The 16,575-nt window shown below is 35.6% G+C and carries 13 protein-coding genes; 9 read left to right on the plus strand and 4 right to left on the minus strand.

Going from position 1 to position 16,575, the window contains the following annotated elements; all coding sequences use genetic code 11:
- Window positions 1-322: 322 nt before the first annotated feature.
- Window positions 323-769, minus strand: coding sequence for a nucleoside deaminase (locus tag ACFIJZ_RS03220; RefSeq protein WP_273790416.1), 447 nt, complete (start codon window positions 767-769; stop codon window positions 323-325).
- Window positions 770-1,039: 270 nt separating this feature from the next.
- On the opposite strand from ACFIJZ_RS03220, the gene ACFIJZ_RS03225 reads away from it, so the two are divergent.
- The 3 genes from ACFIJZ_RS03225 (at window position 1,040) to ACFIJZ_RS03235 (ending at window position 3,976) form a co-directional block, all read left to right on the plus strand.
- Window positions 1,040-2,434 carry a pseudouridine synthase gene (locus tag ACFIJZ_RS03225; protein WP_375631030.1) on the plus strand — a complete coding sequence of 465 codons (1,395 nt, stop codon included), beginning with the start codon at window positions 1,040-1,042 and terminating at the stop codon, window positions 2,432-2,434.
- Entirely contained in the window at window positions 2,415-2,981 is a 567-nt protein-coding gene (rsmD, locus tag ACFIJZ_RS03230) for a 16S rRNA (guanine(966)-N(2))-methyltransferase RsmD (protein WP_375631031.1), read from the plus strand. The genes ACFIJZ_RS03225 and rsmD overlap by 20 nt, the downstream gene beginning before the upstream one ends.
- Window positions 2,982-3,526: 545 nt before the next feature.
- Complete coding sequence (locus tag ACFIJZ_RS03235; RefSeq protein ID WP_375631032.1) at window positions 3,527-3,976, plus strand: hypothetical protein; 450 nt, start codon at window positions 3,527-3,529, stop codon at window positions 3,974-3,976.
- A 210-nt stretch (window positions 3,977-4,186) separates the two neighbouring features.
- Here ACFIJZ_RS03235 and ACFIJZ_RS03240 read toward each other — a convergent pair whose 3' ends face one another.
- Complete coding sequence (locus ACFIJZ_RS03240; RefSeq protein ID WP_273790420.1) at window positions 4,187-4,333, minus strand: hypothetical protein; 147 nt, start codon at window positions 4,331-4,333, stop codon at window positions 4,187-4,189.
- 1,373 nt (window positions 4,334-5,706) lie between these two features.
- Between ACFIJZ_RS03240 and ACFIJZ_RS03245 the strand changes: the two genes are divergently transcribed.
- The 5 genes from ACFIJZ_RS03245 (at window position 5,707) to lpxK (ending at window position 11,884) form a co-directional block, all read left to right on the plus strand.
- On the plus strand, window positions 5,707-7,038 hold the full coding sequence (locus ACFIJZ_RS03245) for a TldD/PmbA family protein (protein ID WP_273790421.1): 1,332 nt from the start codon (window positions 5,707-5,709) through the stop codon (window positions 7,036-7,038).
- Window positions 7,025-7,831 (plus strand): 3'(2'),5'-bisphosphate nucleotidase CysQ, encoded by an 807-nt coding sequence (locus tag ACFIJZ_RS03250; RefSeq protein WP_273790422.1) that lies wholly within the window; start codon window positions 7,025-7,027, stop codon window positions 7,829-7,831. The genes ACFIJZ_RS03245 and ACFIJZ_RS03250 overlap by 14 nt, the downstream gene beginning before the upstream one ends.
- A 46-nt stretch (window positions 7,832-7,877) precedes the next feature.
- Window positions 7,878-8,123: a DUF4170 domain-containing protein gene (locus tag ACFIJZ_RS03255; protein WP_273790423.1), complete on the plus strand. Its 246-nt coding sequence runs from the start codon at window positions 7,878-7,880 to the stop codon at window positions 8,121-8,123.
- A gap of 1,408 nt (window positions 8,124-9,531) precedes the next feature.
- Entirely contained in the window at window positions 9,532-10,854 is a 1,323-nt protein-coding gene (gene waaA / locus ACFIJZ_RS03260; protein WP_375631033.1) for a lipid IV(A) 3-deoxy-D-manno-octulosonic acid transferase, read from the plus strand.
- The gene (gene lpxK / locus ACFIJZ_RS03265) at window positions 10,844-11,884 is read left to right on the plus strand and encodes a tetraacyldisaccharide 4'-kinase (RefSeq protein WP_375631034.1); all 1,041 of its coding nucleotides are present in this window, start codon (window positions 10,844-10,846) and stop codon (window positions 11,882-11,884) included. Before waaA ends, lpxK begins: the two co-directional genes overlap by 11 nt.
- A gap of 19 nt (window positions 11,885-11,903) precedes the next feature.
- Here the strand turns inward: lpxK and ACFIJZ_RS03270 are convergent, their stop codons facing one another.
- Window positions 11,904-12,140, minus strand: a complete 237-nt coding sequence (locus ACFIJZ_RS03270) for a DUF2093 domain-containing protein (protein WP_273787833.1) — start codon at window positions 12,138-12,140, stop codon at window positions 11,904-11,906.
- Between the two features lie 109 nt (window positions 12,141-12,249).
- Window positions 12,250-14,118, minus strand: a complete 1,869-nt coding sequence (gene mutL, locus ACFIJZ_RS03275) for a DNA mismatch repair endonuclease MutL (protein ID WP_375631035.1) — start codon at window positions 14,116-14,118, stop codon at window positions 12,250-12,252.
- A 237-nt stretch (window positions 14,119-14,355) separates the two neighbouring features.
- On the opposite strand from mutL, the gene ACFIJZ_RS03280 reads away from it, so the two are divergent.
- Window positions 14,356-15,444, plus strand: coding sequence for a 2'-deoxycytidine 5'-triphosphate deaminase (locus ACFIJZ_RS03280; RefSeq protein ID WP_375631036.1), 1,089 nt, complete (start codon window positions 14,356-14,358; stop codon window positions 15,442-15,444).
- Window positions 15,445-16,575 lie beyond the last annotated feature (1,131 nt).

Here is a 16,575-nt window from a genome sequence, read left to right on the forward strand (position 1 = left end):
TTGCATTTGAGAGCCTTCATAAGAGACATTTTTAGTCTTTTCTACAACGTTCTTTATCCAGACGATAATCCCCCGCTTATGATGTGCAAAAAAGTGATTTTTATTGCTTCAATGTAATTTGAAAGAGAGTATATCTATGATATGTTGGAATTTATATTTTATTATACAAAATAATGAATTATTCTTATGAATGAATGTATCATCTAATAGAAGCAATATGCAGGATTAAAAGAGAGAAAAATGCTTTGAAATAGCTTTTACTATATATGTCAGAAGAATTAATAGTTTTTTAAGAGTGAAAGTTATGGAAGAAGAATTGTTTTTAGTATCGCTTTTGTACAAAAAAATCTTTAAGTAATTGAGCAGCTTCTTTTTCTTTAAAACCAGAATAAATCTCAGGTTTGTGATGACAGGTTGGTTGCTGATAAAAACGTGGACCATTTTCTATAGCACCCCCTTTGGGATCATTTGTTGCGTAATAGAGACGACGTATGCGTGCAAATGAAATGGCAGCAGCACACATAGCACAAGGCTCAAGTGTTACATAAAGATCGCAATCAGGAAGCCTTTCGTTTTGCAATGTTTCGCAAGCCATACGGATTGCGCGTATTTCTGCGTGTCCTGTAGGGTCATATGCAGATTTTATAAAGTTACCAGCGCGTGCAATAATAGCTTTTCCACGTGTAATGACAGCACCTACGGGAACTTCATCTTTTTTTGCAGCCTCTTGTGCTTCTAAAAGGGCTATTTCCATGGGCGTCAAAGTCATAATATTCTTTCTACTGAAGGTATAGAAAATCTAAAGGTTATCTCGATAAGGAATGCTATAGAATGAATAATTTATTACGCTTTTATAATGAAAAGAATACCTCTATTTTTTTTAAGAGTTTAAAACAAACTTGCAAGTCGGCAGATACATTATTGTCGTTAAAGGATAGAAAATGATAAATGATTATGCTACTTCATTTTTCAGGATAAGCGGTATGGTGCATGTGAATAATTTTCTGAACATACTTGCAAAGATTGGTTTGAAACGCAAATGAATGAAAATAATGAGAGTGAACGAATTGCTAAAAGGTTAGCGCGTGCTGGTATTGCTTCGCGTCGAGATGCAGAAATGATGATTGTTGCAGGTCGTATTTCTGTGAATGGTAAAGTCGTGACAACGCCTGCTTTTAATGTTAGCCGCTCTGATGTTATTAAAGTTGATGGCAAACCTTTACCTCCTATAGAACGAACGCGTTTATGGCTTTACCATAAGCCAGCAGGTCTTGTCACCACGAACCGTGATCCTGAAGGCAGACCTACAGTATTTAGTAATTTACCAAAAGGAATGCCGCGTGTTCTTTCTGTTGGAAGGCTTGACATTAACACGGAAGGGCTTTTGCTTTTAACCAATGATGGTGGCTTAGCGCGTGTATTAGAGCTTCCTGTAACGGGGTGGGTCCGCAAATATCGCGTCCGTGCTCATGGAAGAGTAAAACAGAGTGCGCTGGATAACCTTAAAAATGGTATTGCGATTAATGGTATTTTTTATGGTTCGATTGAAGCATCAATTGAACGTGAACAAGGGTCGAATGTATGGCTTTCTGTTGCGTTGCGTGAAGGAAAAAATCGTGAAATAAAGAATGTTTTAGGGGCATTGGGATTATCAGTTAATCGATTAATCCGTGTATCCTATGGTCCATTTCATCTCTCTGATTTAGAAGAAGGAGCCGTGCAAGAGTTAAAAGGGCGGATGTTACGAGATCAGTTGGGGGAGCGTTTGATTATGCAAGCCAATGCAGATTTTGATGCTCCTATTCTGAAACCCTTTTCAAATTCTGCAGTTGTTGCAGAAAAGCAAAGCCAGAAAGATCTTTCTGTTGCAAATGATGGTTGGGTTTTCTCAAGTGAAAGGGCGATACGACGCCGACCAAGAGATGGTTCTGTTGAACATAGTCGCGCGCAATTAAGTACAAAGTCTCATGAGAATGTAAAGAAGGAGAAAAGTGAAGAAGGAAAAGCAGAGCGTTTTTTACCGCGTTCTCGCCGTGCTAATGTTTGGATGGCTCCTGGTGCGCGTCCCCAGAGTGCACGTAGAAAGCCTTCCTATAGTGAGGAGAAATCGCATGATCATAAGAGCGGTTTGGATGGTAAAAAATCCTTTCATCGAGGCAAGGAAAAACTAAAAGAAAGTCCGTCACACAAAGAGAAGAGGGGAAGTTTTGTTCAAAAACGTGGCAAAACATCTTATGATGAGACGCACCCCTTTGGTAAGAAAGATCGCTTTTTAAAGGATAAAGAGAACATGATAAAAGGTGGTCATGATGAACATTCTTTTGAGAGAAAGAAAAAATCGTTTGGTGGTGCTATGAAAAAATCTAAACCACATAGGGACGGTGCAAAAACTTCGAAGCGATTTGGAGGTCCACGTGCGGATCATAGGCGGTAAATTTGCTGGGCGTGTTTTGTTTTCGCCTGTTAATCAGTCGATTCGCCCAACGAGTGATCGTACACGTGAAAGCCTTTTTAATATTCTTTCTAGCCGTGAAGAAGAATTTTGGATCAATAAACGCATTCTTGATCTTTTTGCTGGTACTGGTGCTTTAGGCATCGAAGCACTTTCGCGTGGAGCAAAGGCGGCTGTTTTTGTTGAAAACTCGGTTGAGGGGCGTGGGTTGCTTCAAAAAAATATAGAAGCCTTTGAATTACAGTCGATAGGACGGATTTTGCGTCGTGATGCGACCAAACTTGGCAATATTGGCACAATGCTTCCATTTGATGTTATCTGCGCTGATCCTCCCTATAGCCGTTGTTTAGGTGAACGTGCTTTCGTAGAAGCTTTGCGAGGGGGGTGGGCAAAAGCTGATACACTCTTCATACTTGAAGAAAAGAAAGATACAATGATTCATTTACCTGATGTCTTTTATTTAGATGATGAGCGGTTTTATGGTGAGACAGCAATACGTCTCTATAAATTACGATCGCTTACATCTTGAGAAAGTTCTTGTTTTTATCCGATAGGATGAAAAAATGCTTCTTCACAGTTTTCTTCATTTTATATGGTTTTTAAAAGGTTAAGCAGAAAATCAATAAAAGATTCTAATGTTAAAGGAATTGATGAATTTTTATTAGCTTTAATACAGAAGGATGTTTTTTCTCCAATAGGATATATATTCCTCGATAATAGTTATGATCTTTTTTATCTAATTTCTTTCTGCCATACCTTAATCATCACATTTCATCAGCAGTTGAAAGCTTTAAGCTATGCAGTCTGCATTGATATCTTATATGATGCGTAACTTCTATTTTTGCTATTGTCTAAACTTAAAACAGATATTTTTTATTTAAGGTAGACAATAGTGTTCATTTATCCTGAATATTTGTGTGTTTAGTTTAGTAATATCGCTTGTTGAGTTAATCATTACATATTAAGTAAATCTGAGAGTATTAAGTATCTTATCGTTGTGCAGCTTTAAGGATACTTTTTTATATTATTCTTTATCACTAAAGATAAGTAATTTGTAAAAAAGGGGAGATTATCGTGTTTAATTGGATATATAGTGAAGAGATTAATACAGAAGCAAGTGCTGAGCAAATTTGGGCTATATGGGAAGATGTGGCATCATGGCCTTGCTGGGATAGTGAACTTGAGTGGGTAGAACTTTCTGGTCCTTTCAAAGAAGGCGCTATAGGACGCATGAAACCTAAAAAGGGACCTACAGTAACTTTTACACTTGATAAAGTTATAAAAAATGTTTGTTTTTCTGATTATGCTAAACTTCCTTTTACACGTATGAGTTTTAATCATGAATATATTTGTTCAACAAAATCGGGTTCTTCAAATAACAAAATTCGTCATACTGTAACCATGTCTGGTTTATTTTCTCCTTTCTTTGGAATGATTATTGGGTCAAAAATTAAGTTACATCTTCGCGATGCAATGATTGAAATGAGCAGACGTGCTCTTACTGAAAACAAAAGCATCTCGTAAGGGGGGCATTTATAAAGAAGTTAATACCTTAAAAAAGGTGCAGAAATCTTAGCCTTGTTAGAATGAAATCAGTTATGAGTATATAGCAAATCGATGAGCTATGATCTGTTTTTTAGTTAGTCGTTGAAATCGTGTCAAATCATCTGAGAAAATTAATTTTGCACCAAAGATCTTATAAAAGCCATTGAATTTTATTCAATATATAAAAGCTTATAAGGCGCGCATTTTTACTGAAAATAAAGAAAGTTGTAGAAGCTTATTTCTGCTCTTGTGAATCTGTAGGTTGATATTGTCATGATATTTGCCAGTTTCTAATGTTGCGATAGTTTTTGATTTGAGAGCATTCATAAAAGACATTTTGACTCCTTCTTAAATAGTTTTTATTCATACGCCCCTTACTGATGATATGCTCGCAAATAGTTGTGATTGATTCAACATGAATAGGTTCGAAACGGAGAAAATTTAATGATATTTGATTCTTTTATGCAAATTACAAAATGATCAATTATGATTATAAATCAAAGTGTTTTTTTGATTAAAAGATTATAAGAACAGATAATTTCTTTGATTACTTTTCTAGAGAGTGCAGTTCTAAAAGGCTCTAGATGATAAAATAAAACCTCCCTTAATTTTCGTAAAAATTAATCTCGTATCGTTGTATGTATTTGGTTTAAATGTTTAAAAAGCGATTTTTTAAAATGCGCACAGATATCCCAGTTTCTGCAAATATTTTTGTATCTATTAAAACAATTATGAGCGATAAACTTGCCCAAATTAATTGGAAGAATATGCTTATTGTAGATTGAATTGAACAATAGATACAACATTGAGTTTTATATAAAAGTTTTATTGATTATCGTTTTATAACAATATTACGCTTCTTTATTTTTTAATGGAAGGAAAAGAGGAAGGAGTGTAGTTCTTAAATCAAAATCTATCCAGTATTTTGGGATTTTTGTTTCAGGAAAAAGAGTCTATTAAGTTATATCTGTTTAGTAACAAAATAACCAGTTAAGGATGAGGCATGAAAAATGAGATGCTCTTGATTAGACGCATTAGAAACGAGAGAGAATGTTATGATTATAACTTATTTCTGATAAATATAAAAAATGAGTTCTTTGTGATATCACGCTTATGAGAATAAAGAAGCTAATGACTGCTCATTTTGTTGAAGCAATAACGCAAGAAAAATTTTTTTATTCCGTTTATATTTTTTTGTTTACAAGATTGCCATCTTATTATGAGAGAGTTTATAGAAGCAAAGAAGTATACACAAATATAAGGCATTTTCTTGATTCTTGCTTGGAAATTAAAGAATGCTATAGGAATGAAGGAAGTTATTTGACTATCCAGAGGACATAAGGCTTGTGACTTAAGTCATTTTATACTTTTCGAATTTTTGAGGATTTTGGCTTAAATTCAAATGTTATTGTTAGGCCTTTTGTTAATTGCCAAATTTTCGGTTGATTTGATTGTCAGTACAGATTGGATTATCTAAAATGATAAGGGCCCATGAGAAATCTTGAAACTAAAGAGATTTTACGGCATATACAGCATATTACGTCTTTTCATAAAGAAGCTAAAAGGGAAATGATTTAATGCATTAAAAAAAAGAATGCATGAAATATGCATAATCTTATGAATAAACACACAAGAGTTATATTCTGATTTGTATAAATTTGTCAGAATGCTTATCAATGTAAATAATAAAATATTTTAGGGAGTCTATGATGACTGACAAAAACCAGATTGAGAAAGCAGTTTCGCTGGTTGAAGCAGCAAGGCGTTCTGGGGCAGATGCTGCTGATGCTGTTATTGTTCATGCTCATTCTACCAGTGTATCAGTTCGTTTTGGGAAAGTTGAATCGACAGAAGCAGCAGAGAGCAATGATTTTACTCTAAGGGTTTTTGTTGGAAAAAAAGTAGCAAGTGTTTCTGCTAATTTAGGATCTTATCCGCAAGAACTTGCGGAACGTGCTGTTGCGATGGCTAAAGCTTCTCCCGATAGTTTATTTGAAGGTTTGGCAGATAAAGAGTGTTTGGTTAAGCATCCTAAAGATCTTGATCTTTTTGATGATTTTGTACCTAGCAGTCATTTTTTAACAGAAGATGCTTTAAAAACGGAGGCAGCAGCTCTTGATATTAAAGGTGTAAGCAATTCTGGTGGCGCTGCAACAGCTTATGGCCGTAGTGGGTTTATTCTTGTGACCAGCGATGGTTTTTGTGGAGCCTATCGCTCAAGTTGTTTTTCACGTTCTTGTAGTGCTCTTGCAGGTGAAGGAACACAGATGGAGCGGGATTATGATTATACAACAGCCTTACATTTTTCTGATTTAGAGGCAGCAGAAACTGTGGGAAAGAATGCAGGGCTTGGTGCAGTTCGACGTTTGGGTGCAGTTCGTGCGGCAACTGGGGGCGTTGATGTTATTTTTAATCCGCGTACGGCTCGTGGAATTGCAGGGCATATCGCATCTATGGTCAATGGAGCCTCTGTGGCTCGAAAAACGAGTCTTTTACAGAATTTCTTAGGTAAGGAAGTGATGAAGCCTAATGTTAATGTAACCGATCAACCTTTGCGATTACGTGGAAATGCTTCTCATCCTTTTGATGGAGAAGGGGTAGAGGGACAAACACTCAATATTATTGAAAATGGTATTTTAAAAAATTGGCTTCTTTCATCATCTACAGCACGTGAACTGGGACTTAAAACAAATGGACATGGTGTGCGTTCAGCATCATTAGTGCAGCCGACCAGTACAAATTTTGCTATTGAACCGGGTTTGGTATCGCCTTGCGATATGATAAAAGATTTGCGAAATGGATTTTATGTGACCGAATTATTCGGTCATGGCATTGATTTTATTACTGGTCAGTATAGTCGTGGGGCTTCCGGTTTTTGGATTGAAAATGGTGAAATTGCTTATCCGGTGAGTGAAGTAACGCTAGGCTCTGATTTGCTTCATATGTTAGCACATTTAACACCTGCCAATGATATTGATCGGCGTTATGGTACAGCAGCTCCAACATTATTAATTGAAGGGATGACACTTGCAGGAAAATAATACGCATCATTCTTCTGATTTAAATCTTTTGCGTGACGTTTGTCGAGAGGCAGGAGATTTAGCAATGCGGTATTTTGGATGCACGTTGGATGTCTGGATTAAAGAAGGTAATTCCCCGGTCAGTGAAGCAGATTTTGCTGTTGATCATTTCTTGAAAGAGAAGCTTCTAGGGGCACGTCCAAATTATGGATGGATTTCAGAAGAAACAAAAGATAATCGAGAAAAACAAGATTATTATGAGCGCTCTTTTGTTGTTGATCCTATTGATGGAACGCGTGGTTTTCTTTCTGGCAGTCCTTATTGGTGTATTTCGGTTGCCATTATTGAGAATGGGCGTCCTATTGTGGGCGTACTACAATGTCCGGCTCAAGGAGATGTTTATACAGCTGTAACGGGTGGAGGGGCAACATTAAATGGGATAAAACTTCCTCGTTTAGCCTTTCAGGTTCATCGAAAATATAAAATTTCACTTGATAAATCGCTCGCACAAAAATTACCAGATGATTTCCTCAATCAAGTTAGTCTTTACCATTATCTTCCTTCTCTTGCTTATCGTATTGTTCTTGTTGCTCAAGATGAAATTGATATCGTATTAGTTCGTCCAAATTGTCATGAATGGGATATTGCCGCTGCTGATCTTATTTTGCAGGAGTGTGGAGGGTGTTTTTTATCGCTTGATGCTTCTTTACTATCTTATGGAATTGAACCTTACCAATATGGACTTTTAATTGCTGGTAAAAATAATTGCTGTCAAGATATGATAGATGTTGTTCGTCAAACAAAGTTAGTTTAATCACGTAAAAGCATGCTAAAATAATCTAAATAATATAGAGGCACATATGACTGAAACCAACGAAAAAAAACAATATTTACATCTTGTATTTGGTGGGGAATTAAAAAATCTTAACAGTAATCAATTCAAGAATCCCGATGATTTAGATGTGGTTGGTATTTTCTCAGATTATAAATCCGCTCAAGAAGCATGGCAGGCAAAAGCGCAAAGCAGTGTAGATAATGCATTACAACGTTATTACATTGTAGATTTGCATCAGTTTCTTGATGCTGAGTTAGGCGATGCAGAATAAAGCTTGAATATTTGGTTATTATAGCCTGTAGATTGCTGCACGCTTTTGTTTAGTCGTCCTTTTCATAGGTACTTTCTTCGAGTAAAATAGAACGTCGTAAAAAAGAATATGCTTGTTGTTTAAAATTCATATGTTTTCTTAAAAAAAACATCTCTCAAGGCACCCAAACCCATTTCATAATAGTGTTCGTGCAAGGTATAAAATCCATTGTTGCACCACCATCTTTGCGCTTAATAAAAATGCAAGACAGTTCTATCAACCTATTTGCAACAGCAATATTATCATGACAGCGATCACTCGAAGTTTATGATTATATTGTGAATAGTCGCTCTGCTCTTGAATGGGTATGAGACATTAATGCGTTAAGATTAATACAAAGAGTAGCATTATTAATGATACGAATTACTACTCTATTGAGATTATTAGCACTCCCTACTTATCCATTGGAATTTTTTCAACGAGTTATTACTATAAGCTTAGAAACCATGAAAGTTGTTAGAAACTTACCAAAATTAGAAACTTAGAGAAACTGAATAGATTTATAAAGTTAACTTACCTCATAAGGGCTTCTTGAGTACTCGTTTAAAACTACAATCTATAAGTTAGTCATTTTGTGTTGATTATATACAATCTTAAAAGGAATAAGATATCATGCAACCTCCTGAAAAGAGAGGATTTAAAATTTTGAAAACTCTTATTTAAATTGCTGTAAGACTTTTAAGAAATTCTCTATTAAACAAGATTAGATTTTTCTGGATTACCTTTAAGAGATGATATCACAATTTAAAATGAGAACTCTATACCATTCAAAAGTTTTTTTTAAAGATTTGTTTGACATATTCATTTTATTGAAATGAAACAATAGAGATTGAGCTTCCTTTTAAACATATTTTATTTATATTAGGTTGTAATGTCTATATGGATTATTTTTTGAAAAATTGACAATACCTAACATATGTAAAAATAAGTTTTTTTCTCTAAAATACCAACGTGTACAATTCAAAGCCTCACTAAAATCATAAGAAGTATTTATTCAGTGAGCTGAAAAAATATGTCATAGGTTGTATGGTATTTATCATTTATATTTTCAAAATTATAATTGATTGAAAAATAGTTTTGTTATTTTTGAGTAAGATTTTTATAGGGTGCAGAATGAAGTGATAAAATTTAATTAAAAGAGATTTAAATAATGTGTATATGTTATTTTTATAGGAAAGTTTTAAAAAAAATATGGTGATAAAATTGCATTTTTTGTCCTTTATATATTGAATTTTCTCATGGATTAAGCGTTTTTTATTTAAGATATGGATGATATTAAAAAAATACGGAAGCAACCACTAGTGTTGATGAATTTTTTAACAAAATAAGCATATAGATATCTTAAAATAGCTGGATGAGGTGATTTTAAATGGTAGAATTAAAGGCACATACGGCTCTTTTAAGCTATCGGATAATTGGTTTTTGCTTATGTCCTGTTATTCCTTTTTATTTGTTCTTTCGTGCTATTCGTGGAAAAGAAGAGTGGTGTCGCAAAAAAGAGCGTTTAGGTAAAAGTTCTCATGTACGCCCCCAAGGTTCATTAGTTTGGTTGCATGCAGCAAGTGTTGGAGAAACACTTGCACTTTTTCCACTTGTAAATTATATTTTATCATTGAAAATCAATGTATTAATGACAACAGGGACTGTGACCTCTTCTACTCTTGTGAAAAAACATTTTGGTAATAGGTTGATTCATCAATATGCTCCTTTGGATTTAGATTTTGCAGTGCGCCGTTTTATTAGTCATTGGAAGCCTGATCTCGTCTTGATTTGTGAATCAGAAATTTGGCCCCTTCGTATTAAAGAACTTGCAAAAATGCGTATTCCGCAGATTTTGGTTAATGCCCATATGTCTGAACGTTCTTTTAAAGCTTGGCAAAAACGACGCGTTCTTGCCAAACATATTTTTAAGGATATTGATTTGGCGATTGGTCAAAACGAAAGAGATGTAGCTTATTACCATAAACTTGGCGTAAAATCTGTTACGTTTTCTGGTAATCTCAAGGCTGATGTTTTTCTGGTTGAAAATCAAGCATTGCTTGCACGTTATCGTAATGCTATCGGCAATCGCCCAGTTTGGGCAGCTGTTTCAACGCATGAAGGGGAAGAGGAGATTGCTTTTGAGGTCCATAAGATTGTTAAAAATTATTTGCCAGATTTATTGACAATTATTGTGCCTCGTCATCCTGAACGTTCAGAAGATCTTATCAGAAAATGCGATAATAAGGGGTTAAGTTTTATTCGTAGGAGTAGAGATGCTGTTCCAAGCATGAATACCGATATTTTATGGGGAGATACCATTGGAGAAATGGGGCTTTTTCTTCGCTTATCGAAAGTTTCTTTCGTTGGTAAATCGTTATGTGGAAATGGTGGACACAATCCATTGGAATTGGCTTTACTTGGTTCCGCTATTTTGACAGGGCCCCATGTTTCAAATTTTCAAGAGATGTTCAAACAATTTCTAACGCATGATGCAGCATATATGGTTCAAGATACAAAACAGCTTGCTATTCAGGTGTATAAGCTTTTAACAAATGAAACATTGCGACAAGAAATGGTTGATAAGGCTCATGAAGTGGCGACAGGTATGGCAGGTGCACTTGAGCGCACATTAAAGATTTTAGATCCATTTTTACAACCCCTTGTAATACAAACAGGTTTACGTCAGCGTCAGGGTAGATATGCATATTAGCGCCCCCCATTTTTGGTGGAAAAATAAAAGCTTTTTGCGTTTTGTATTAGCCCCAGTTTCATGGGGGTATGGTTATTTTTCAAGTCGTTTTATGGCAAGACAGCCTCCCGTGATTAATCTGCCTGTTTTGTGTATTGGAAATTTTACATGTGGTGGTGCGGGTAAAACGCCGGTTGTTATTGCTTTTACCAAGGTGGCTAAAGAACTTGGTTTTGTACCTGGTATTGTATCTCGTGGTTATGGTGGATCAGTTAAAGGGGTACATCTTGTAAATGAGAAATATGATACTCCACACAATGTTGGAGATGAGGCACTTTTACTTGCACGGCATGCTTTTGTAGCTGTATCACCTAATCGTTATGCAGCGGCGCAACGGCTTAAGCAAGAGGGATGTAATCTTATTTTAATGGATGATGGATTTCAAAGTCGCCGTCTTTATATGGATTATGCGTTACTCGTTGTTGATGCGATGCGCGGTTTTGGTAATGGAGCTGTCTTTCCAGCAGGACCTTTGCGCGTACCATTAAAAACGCAGTTTTCTTTTATGGATAGTGTTTTATTGATTGGTCACTCCGATATGCCTGATAATGTTGCTTTTCTTGTTTCGCGTACTGGAAAGCCTTTATATCGTGCTCATCTTAAAGCCAGTGCTTCTGATGAGGTTTCAGGAAAATCATTTTTGGCATTTGCCGGTATTGGCAATCCAGATAAATTTTTTAAATCTATTAAAGAATTGTCTGGTCATGTGGTGCAAACTTACATATATCCAGACCACTATTTTTTCACAGATGAAAATTTAAAAAGCCTTATACAAAAGGCTAAAATGCACAATTTATGGCTCGCAACAACAGCTAAAGATTATACCCGTATACAGACAATTCACACGCAAAAAGATTTGAAAAATCTTATTGTCTTTGATGTGAATGTCGATTTTGTTCAAAAAGACTTCTGTCGCATGGTTCTTGAGGAGGTCATGTCCCGCTTTAGAAAACGTTCCCTTGAGTTTTCTTGTCTAAAAGGCAAAGGCTAAATTTATAGCTTTCAAAGGCTTATTTTTCTTTTGTTTTTAACAATTGCTTGAGATATGGGTTGCACTCAAGTTCACGTTGATAGGAGATTTCACAACTAGCATATGCTTCTTGGCGGTGATGATTCCAATATTTTAAATCATCTATAGGGATTTTTTGCCCGCTAACAGCACAAATAGTATAGGTACCATATTCTATAATGTCATATCCGTTATTAGAATAATGAATTTTTGCTTCGCGTTCACTATCGGAAAACATTATAACTCCTTTTTGCTTGATACAAGAGATTCAAGAAAAGTGCCATAAAATATATTATAAAGTCGAGAGTTAATTTAAAAATATTTTTCTTGTCAAAATGATGAAGAGTTTATTTTCTGCCAAAAAGCCGTTCTATATCTGCCAATTTGAGTTCAATATAAGTAGGGCGTCCATGATTACATGTACTTGTATTAGGTATTGCCTCCATTTGCCGTAATAGTGTGTTCATTTCTTCGGGGCGTAAAAGGCGCCCTGACCGTATTGAGCCGTGACAGGCCATCGTTGCTGCAACATAATCAAGCATTTCTTTTAAATTATTTGTTGTATCATACTCAGCGGCCTCATCTGCGAGATCTTTAATAAGGGCTTGGACGTTGATTTCTCCTAACATGGAAGGTGTTTCACGCACAACAATTGCTCCTGGTCCAAATGGTTCTATTCCTAATCCAAATTTTTGCAAAGCATCTTTATGCGTTAAAAGACATGTTGCATCCTCTTCAGAGAGTTCTACAATTTCAGGAATAAGTAATAACTGTGAAGGAAGCGGTTTGGAATAAAGTGCATTTTTGAGTGCTTCATAAACCAATCGTTCGTGAGCTGCATGCTGATCGACAATGATCAAACTATCTTGTGTTTGGGCGATAATATAGTTTTTATGGATTTGTGCTCTGGCCGCTCCTAATGGATAAGATAACTCTTCTGATGAAGATGTAGTGCTTGGAATGTATGCATCCCCACTTGGTGTATTTAAGCCCTCCATAATAGGAGCGGCATCTTCTTTTAAATCAAAAGAGCTAGTACTATCCAATGGTTTTTGGACCATTGAAGCGCTGGTAAAATGATGAGGCTGTGAACTGTAAGAAGAGGACAGGTGCGTGTTCTTAAAATTGCCTAATGGTTGTTGTGCCAATGATTGTTGTGCCAATGATTGTTGTGTTTGAAATGCAGCAAGCATTGCTTCAGAACGGGTTGAGGTAGGACGAATACCAGATTGCTGCAATGCTTCACGAATAGCTCCAACAATCAAACCACGAATTAATCCTGGATCACGGAATCGTACATCAGCTTTGGCTGGGTGAACATTAACATCTACCTCAGCAGGTGGGAGATCAATAAAAAGAATAGCGACAGGATAACGATCTCGTGTCATGACATCAGCATAAGCACCTCGGATAGCGCCCCATAGAAACTTGTCACGCACGGGACGCCCATTAACATAAGCAAATTGATGAAGGCTGTTATTTCGGTTGAAAGATGGTAAACAGGCAAAACCTGTTAAGCGCACCGCTTCGCGTTCAGCATTCAGCGCAATGCTATTAGGGGCAAATTCTTTTCCCATAATTTGCGTAATACGTTGTAATTGTCCTTGAATATTATTTTCTGTAGCAGACAGTTCCATAGATGTTCTGTCTAATCCTGAAAGAGAAAAGCGGATATGTGGAAATGCAATAGCAATTCGCTTAATCATATCGCTAATAGCATTTGTTTCAGCCCGATCAGTTTTCATAAATTTTAATCGTGCCGGCGTGACAAAGAAAAGATCACGAACTTCAACAATTGTTCCAAGATTTGCAGCAGCTGGTTTGGGTCCTACAATTTTTCCTGCAGTAACGGAAATTTCAGCAGCGCTCTCAGCATCTTTTGTTCGTGAAATGAGTTTAAGTTTAGCAACAGAACCAATAGAGGGGAGGGCTTCTCCTCTAAATCCAAGGAAGCAGATATTGTGTACGTCATCGGTAATCTTTGAGGTACAATGGCGAGAAACTGCTAAAGTTAACTGATCTGCAGGAATTCCATAACCATTATCACTCACCTTTATAAAATTTTTTCCACCATTTGCTGTAATAATTTCAATGCGTGTTGCACCAGCATCAATAGCGTTTTCAACAAGTTCTTTGACAACATTTGCTGGTCGTTCAATAACTTCACCGGCGGCGATTTGATTAATAATATTTTCGCTAAGATGGCGTATAATCATAATAAATTCTAACAGGAATCTTAAGGGTTCTATAGAAAATTATGATAACATCATTTGCGCGACATTCAAGAACAAGAGAGCTGAGAGGTATTATTTTTACAATACCTCCTATTTTATTTTATGTTAACAAATCAGTTGGAAAAAACATAAAAATAGTTTTTATCACTTTAAAATAGCTTGCACCGATTTATCATCTAGGTCAAAAAAGAAACAATGTAAAAAGGGAAGGCAATATATATGGCGCGTATAAGCGGTATTTTAGCAGATAGTGATATACAAGCTTTGATTGAGAATAACGTTCTCAAGGCTCAGTATCCATTTGATAGATCTCAAATACAACCAGCAAGCCTTGATCTTCGTTTAGGGGAGAAGGCTTATCGTATACGTGCTTCTTTTATGCCGGGCCCTAATACAAAAGTTTTGGATAAGCTTGAACGGTTAAAGTTGCATGAGTTTGACTTACGAGGTGGAGCCGTTTTGGAAACGGGGTGTGTTTATATTGTTCCTCTTTTGGAAAGTTTAGCGTTACCAGAATTTTTATCTGCTGTTGCCAATCCCAAAAGTTCTACAGGCCGATTAGATATTTTTACACGTGTCATTACGGATAATGCTCAGGAGTTTGATAAAGTTTGTGCTGGTTATCATGGTCCACTTTATTTGGAAATTAGTCCACGCACATTTCCAATTTTGGTGCATACAGGCTCACATTTATCACAGCTTCGGTTTAGAAAAGGGCAAAGTTATTTAAATGAAATAGAGTTGCACACTTTGCAAAGGCAAGAAACACTGATATCGGATGATTTTCCTAATATTAGTGTTGGTGGTATTGGTCTTTCCATTAATTTAAAGGGAGACGAAAACGGGCTTATAGGTTATCGTGGTAAACATCATACAAGTGTTATTGATATTGATAAACGTGCTGTTGCCCACGTTTTAGATTTTTGGGAACCTCTTTTTGATCGTGGTCAGAGGGAGTTGGTTCTTGATCCTGATGAATTTTACATTTTAGTTTCCCGAGAGTCTGTTCATGTGCCTCCACTTTATGCCGCAGAAATGACTCCTTTTGATCCTTTAGTTGGTGAGTTTAGGGTGCATTATGCAGGCTTTTTTGATCCAGGATTTGGGCATAAGGAGGCGGGTGGAAAAGGAGCAAGAGCGGTTTTAGAAGTGCGGAGCCATGAAGTTCCTTTTATCTTAGAGCATGGTCAAATTATTGGCCGTTTGGTCTATGAGCATATGCTTAATCGACCATCAACCCTTTATGGACATGATGTTGGATCACATTATCAAGCACAGGGTTTAAAGTTGTCCAAGCATTTTAAATGAGTTGGGAACCACGAATTTTGATAACATGTATGCAGAAAGCGTATTTTAGATAAAAGAAAATTTTATCCTTCATAAAACCGGCACTATGCATTTTATTTTCAGTTTTCAAAGTTATGGTTTTGTATTTGAGAGGGTATGAGAGGCATTTTTACTTCTTTTTTAAAGAGGTTTTATCTATACAAACTCCATTTATGATGTGCAAAAGAATAGTTTTGGTTATTTCATCATGACAAAATCTACAATGAAAGAATTTTACTATATTCAATATGTTATTCATATTTATTATTATAATAAATCAATAGGTTAATAAAATTCAATATAACAGTAGCGTATTCACTTTTCAAAGTAAATATGCGAGATTGGATGCTACACTTGGCGCCATTTTTCTAGAGCTTAAATGACCAGTATATTTTATTTCGTATAAAAATTATCCTTAAGAGCCAATAAATAAGTTTTTCACTACAGTTTAGTAACAATTTTTTTAAACATTGTTTTAATTTTAGTAACTCATTTATAGCCTCAAGATATAATATTGCTAGAAAATTATTCAATTAAATATGAAGAGCTTCTATTAGTATGAACATTAAAAGTTTTTTTATGCTTTATGTGAATTAGACACTGTATATTTTTATAAACTTTCATGAACAAGTAACAGGTCTCAGTTTTGAATATTGATATAAGAAGATTTATGGATGTATGCGACAGCTTTATTTACAGTATTAATAAAGGATTTTTTCATCTTTTGGAGGAGGTTATGGTTTATACTTAATGACACTCTATATTCTTAATAACTGATAATGTAAGGACCTTTGGAGGGAGAAACGACTTTAAATTATAACTAATTAAGCTACGGAGCAATCGCTTTCGAAGAGGTATTGGTTTAACGAGAGTATAACATTTCAATTGCACATGAACGATATATGAGTAGATACGTTATTAATGATACTACATACTGTGAGATTTTAAATTTGGATAAGAGAAATAAAGACGTTGTTTTTATCAATTAGTTTTTTTAGAAAGTTGCAATCTCTGTTACTTCTATCTATTCAATAGAGCGTTTTGGGAGGATGTCGAATAGGTAGGTATACGGATTCGCTTTTATGCGTTTTAGGATGTCTTCTTTTTTTATTT

The sequence above is a fragment of the Bartonella sp. CL70QHWL genome (assembly GCF_042194855.1).
GTDB lineage: Bacteria > Pseudomonadota > Alphaproteobacteria > Rhizobiales > Rhizobiaceae > Bartonella.